3 protein-coding genes are annotated in these 2,094 nt (G+C 56.5%); 2 read left to right on the forward strand and 1 reads right to left on the reverse strand.

Annotated features, from left to right (window positions below; all coding sequences use genetic code 11):
• On the forward strand, positions 1-249 hold a 249-nt coding region (locus JQ46_RS06400), incomplete at its 5' end, for an IS3 family transposase (RefSeq protein WP_034986410.1).
• Between the two features lie 86 nt (positions 250-335).
• Here JQ46_RS06400 and JQ46_RS06405 read toward each other — a convergent pair.
• On the reverse strand, positions 336-1,685 hold the full coding sequence (locus tag JQ46_RS06405) for an IS256 family transposase (protein WP_034986412.1): 1,350 nt from the start codon (positions 1,683-1,685) through the stop codon (positions 336-338).
• 185 nt (positions 1,686-1,870) lie between these two features.
• On the opposite strand from JQ46_RS06405, the gene JQ46_RS11050 reads away from it, so the two are divergent.
• Positions 1,871-2,094 (forward strand): IS1/IS1595 family N-terminal zinc-binding domain-containing protein (locus JQ46_RS11050; protein WP_080719467.1); only part of this gene is annotated, 224 nt, incomplete at its 3' end.

A 2,094-nucleotide genomic window follows, 5' to 3' on the forward strand; every position in this document is an offset into this window, starting at 1 on the left:
CGAAGTATGACCGAGAAGTTCGGAATACTTCGCTCGATGTCGAAGAAAGGTTGTAGCCCCGACAATGCAGCATGCGAGGGGTTCTTCGGCCGAATGAAAAACGAAATGTACTACGGCAGAACCTGGCAGAACCCCCAAGAACTCAAAGAAGCAATCGCGACATACATTGAGTTCTACAACGATTACCGAATCAAGATCAGCCTCGATGGTTTGAGCATTGCCGAATACCGAAAAGTCAATGTAGCGTGAGATTGAAACTGTCTAAAAAACGTCCGCATCCCCAAAAGTGTGTCCGCATCCGAGAGTGTCCGATTGTTTGTGTGCGGAGGCTTGGTTTACAAGTAGTCCGCGAATCGGTCGGGGTAAGCCACGGCTAGTTGGTTGATGGCTTGTTTCCACCCGGTGGCTTTCGCTCCTTCAATATAGCCATTGCATTCGATGTCGCGCTTCGCTTTTTTCGCTCGCTGGGCAGCGCGCTTGTCCTCGATGTTGCAGATCATCAACCACAGCGTTTTCAGCGCCGCGGTGTCGTTCGGGAATTGCCCGCGGTTACGGGTAGCTTTACGCAGTTCAGCGTTGAGCGATTCGATCGAATTCGTGGTGTAGAGCACCCGGCGGGCCGCTGGCGGGAACTGTAAAAACGGCACGAACCGGTCCCAGGCGTCGCGCCAGACTTTGACCGATTGCGGGTATTTACGGCCCAGTTCACTGGCTTCGAACGCGTCCAGGGCGTCGCGGGCGGTGTCCTCGTTGGCGGCCGTGTAAACCTCACGTAGCGCACGGGAGACAGATTTGCGGTCCTGATGCGACACCCACCGGTTCGAAGCCCGAATCAGGTGCACAATGCAGGTCTGCACCATGGAATTCGGCCAGGTTGCCTCCACTGCTTCCGGCAAGCCTTTGAGCCCGTCGCAGCACACGATGAACACGTCCTGGACGCCACGGTTGGCCAGATCTGCGCAGACTGATGCCCAGAAGGCAGCGCCTTCATTGTCAGCGATCCACAATCCCAGGATGTGCTTGATGCCGTCCATGTCGACACCAACCGCCATGTAGCAGGCCTTATTGACCACGCGGTGACCGTCACGGATTTTCACGCGTAGCGCGTCGAGGAAGATCACCGGGTAAAACTCGTCGAGCTGGCGGTTTTGCCAGATCATGACCTCGTCTAACACCGCATCGGTAATGGTGCTGATCGTATCCGGGCTCATATCCACCCCGAGCGTGGTCGCGAGATGGTGCTGAATATCGCGCACTGTCATCCCACCGGCGTATAGCGAGACGATCATGTCGTCGAGCTCTGTGAGCCGACGTGCGCCCTTGGGCACCATCTTCGGAGTAAACGTGCCGGCACGATCCCTGGGCACGGTCACTTCCACCGCGCCGTAGCCAGAATTGACGGTCTTGGTGTACGACCCGTTGCGGTGATTGCCGCCGTGCACGGGTTCAACCTGGGCTTTGGACTTGCGGTCGGAGTGGCTATAGCCCAAATGCGCATCCATCTCCGCCTGCAGACCAGCGTTGATTGATGCCTGCAGCAGGCCTTTGACCAGCTCGCTGGCATCATCAGCGGAGGTCGACAGCTCGCTGATCAGGCTAGCCAGCTCAGGATTTTCCATCAGCTTCTCGCTGATCTCGTTGACCCTCGTCGGGTCATGGTTTTTCTTCGGTGACACCGTAGTCATTATCGGTGAAACTCCCTCTAGATCAGAGCCTCACACACAAACTTCCTGACACCCTCCCGCATCCCAGCATAACCGCAGAACACACCCCACAAATCACCGCATAATAGCTCCCCGAAAGCTATTACCCACACCATCCCGCACCTCCGGCCACATTTGTGCTAACCGCACACCGGTTGGATTAAAGGATGACCACCAACCGCCCCAGCTGCCCACTATGCGGCAACAACACAAAGAAAAACGGCACCACCAGCAAATCAACCACCCGTTGGCGCTGCACCCACTGCGGACACTCCTTTACCCGCAACACCCAAACCCACAACAAAAATACCGCCACCATGGCTTTGTTCATCCAATGGGCCACCGGCACCCAATCTCTAACCACCTTCGCCGCACACCATGGCGTAACCAG

The organism is Corynebacterium jeikeium (assembly GCF_000738175.1).
Lineage (GTDB): Bacteria > Actinomycetota > Actinomycetes > Mycobacteriales > Mycobacteriaceae > Corynebacterium > Corynebacterium jeikeium_C.

Bases quoted from the DNA above. Each gene is read 5' to 3' on its own strand.
- JQ46_RS06405 (WP_034986412.1), bottom strand. From the start codon at position 1,685: ATGACTACGGTGTCACCGAAGAAAAACCATGACCCGACGAGGGTCAAC.